The organism is Hoeflea sp. CAU 1731 (assembly GCF_039888615.1).
Taxonomy (GTDB): Bacteria; Pseudomonadota; Alphaproteobacteria; order Rhizobiales; family Rhizobiaceae; genus Flavimaribacter.
In genome coordinates this window covers 1-2398 of the sequence record NZ_JBDQQS010000049.1, presented here as the reverse complement: position 1 = coordinate 2398, position 2398 = coordinate 1, and the positions used below count along the sequence as shown (strand labels likewise).

Sequence of the window (2398 nt, the reverse complement as noted above, 5' to 3'; positions counted from 1 at the left end):
GATCCGAACTTGTGAGAAACTCACTGTGATCATCCATGGAGCTACTCCGTGAGAAAATACATCTCGAACGGACTCGCAGATCACAAACCTACCGGAAAGGTGGGGTCAAAACACCGCTTACGACCCTTCGCATCCTCCAGCGGTATAATCTTCTTGGCTTCATCCTTAACGACGATGACTTCGTATTCTGGATCGTTGCCGAGATGAAAAGAGTTGAGATTACTATTGCTGAATTCATCACTAAGTCTTGCGCTTGCTCGCATACGCGATGAGAACTCACCCGCTCCTGCTGCCGCTATGTGATTCTCCAATAAATCGAGGGCATCCAGAAACTCGATAATCTCGAAAAGTATTGCCCGTGCAGGGATACTCTTATTGCGTTTGTAACTCCAATAACTCCCACCTTTGATGAAATTTCGTTTGCCTCGACTATATCCGATGAACCGTTCGGGATCGGCGTGCCAAGCCGCCAGAAGATCGCAAATGACCATTTCAATGTGTTCACGAAATGCGAATTGCTGCTCCTCAGTGAGTCTTCTTTTCTGTTTGTGATCGCGGAATGCTAGGTAGGTGGAAAAAAGATCACGGACGAAATTCTTCGCTTCTTGCGTCGTGGCTCTAAGGTCAGTGCGATTGCGTCGAGAATTATTGAGATCGTTGAGCATTTCAATGAGATATTACTGATATAGACTTATACTTGTGAACGGCAGTTTGCTTCGCTTTGATCTAGATCGCCATTCCTCCCATTTTTCAAAATAATCCCCTGCTTAGAACAGTCATTGCATATTTTGATCATGACCATCTCGCCATATAGAAGAAGCTGTTGAAATATAAATATTTTATGGACATTGCTGCTTTGATTGCTCCGACACTACAAACCCTGTTGTAATAATCTCCATACTGACAGTTTCATTCAGTGTCATAAAACACTGTGTGTCACATTCGCTGTTTTGATCTCAGTGTGATATGGCGCATTGAACCATAGCGAATGACTGCGCAGTACCAACATAAGAACGTGGTATCGCGTATAGGCATGTCGCGGTATCGTCGATTAGGGTGTCAGACGTTTGCTATTTCTGCCTTATCGGCGTTTGCTAGCGGATGCTTTTTTGCGGGCGTTGATAACGACAATCTCAGAAGCTGATTCACCTCGTTGAAGACGATAGTCTCTGATCCGTTTGATCTTCGACAGCTTTGATCCGAGCCCCCCATAATCCATTACAACAAATATGCCAAAGTGTGTTCTCGAAGCGTCTTTGTAAATTTCGAGTTGCTTTTGATAGCCATGTACCACAGTGCCGCTTGATCGCTTTATCTCGACAAGTACTCTCGCGTTATATCCCTTAGAGAATTTGAAGTCGATTGGCCCACCGCCCATGTTCGCCTCTGGAGAGACATCTACATTGTTAGCCATACAAAAACAGTCGGCGAGAGCATAGTAGATTAGTTGAGCCGCACGTTCCTTCTTTGGCTTCTCGTCGATCCAAAGCTCTTCCCAAAGATTGCCCTTTTCAACGTGATGCTTGAACATATCAATAGTTGCCAGTACGAAGTCTCTCAATGCATCTGGGCCGATACTGATATCGTAGGTCTTGCTCGTCTTGAAAGCAGATGTGTCGCCCGCAAGAATCGACTTGATCTTATAGTAGCCGAGAGCATCGAGCGTGGGATCGTAGCTCACCGTGTGTTCTTTTACTGCCGCCAGAAACTGGTCAAATGTATCCGATGACTCTAATGCAGCGCGTTTAAGTGCCTCTTTGCGATCGCTAACTGTGGGCTTCGAAATTCTGCTCAGCATCGCGTTCACGCGGTCCCTTATCTTGCGATTTTCATAAACGGCCTTCTCGATGTCGGACCAATCATTGGCCACCGGAAGATCACGTACGATGTCGCTAGGGACGAGCAAAATGTATTTGGTGGCGCCTTCCAGGGTCTTGTATCTTGGCAGATGAATGCCATTGCCGTCCGGTACTTCGTGTACCTTAATCCCTTCCGCTGTGCAGAAGATATTTGTGATCTCGGCCAGTTGTGGGGTAATTACACGCGTAGTAAAATCGCTGATGGTATCGGGTCCGACCTCTTCTTCGAAGAATCCCATCAGGGAAACCATTTCTGGGTCCGAGGCTCCCAGATCAATGATTTCCCGGGCTGTGCGCATGATTGCAACGCGTATGTAATCCGGTCTGGAGCTGCCCGATGTTCCGCTACCGCCATAACCAAGGCCGTTTTCTGGCGGTTCCTGTAAATCAAGCAATCTCCAAGCGGCCTTCCAAGCGATAACGTACAGAATCTTTCGCAAATTTGAGAATGAGGCTGGTGGCCTCTGAACTGTCTTAAGCTGGTTTTGCGAAGAATCAGCCACCGACAGGAGAAGCCACCATGGCACAGGATAACACGA

The 2398-nt window shown here is 47.0% G+C and carries 2 protein-coding genes; both read right to left on the bottom strand.

Translation table 11 applies throughout. From position 1 onward, the window contains the following. Positions 1-80 precede the first annotated feature (80 nt). Entirely contained in the window at positions 81-665 is a 585-nt protein-coding gene (locus AAFN47_RS28045; protein WP_499812476.1) for a hypothetical protein, read from the bottom strand. A gap of 416 nt (positions 666-1081) precedes the next feature. Continuing rightward, a partial coding sequence (locus tag AAFN47_RS28040; protein ID WP_499812475.1) for a DUF8370 family protein occupies positions 1082-2398 on the bottom strand: 1317 nt, incomplete at its 5' end.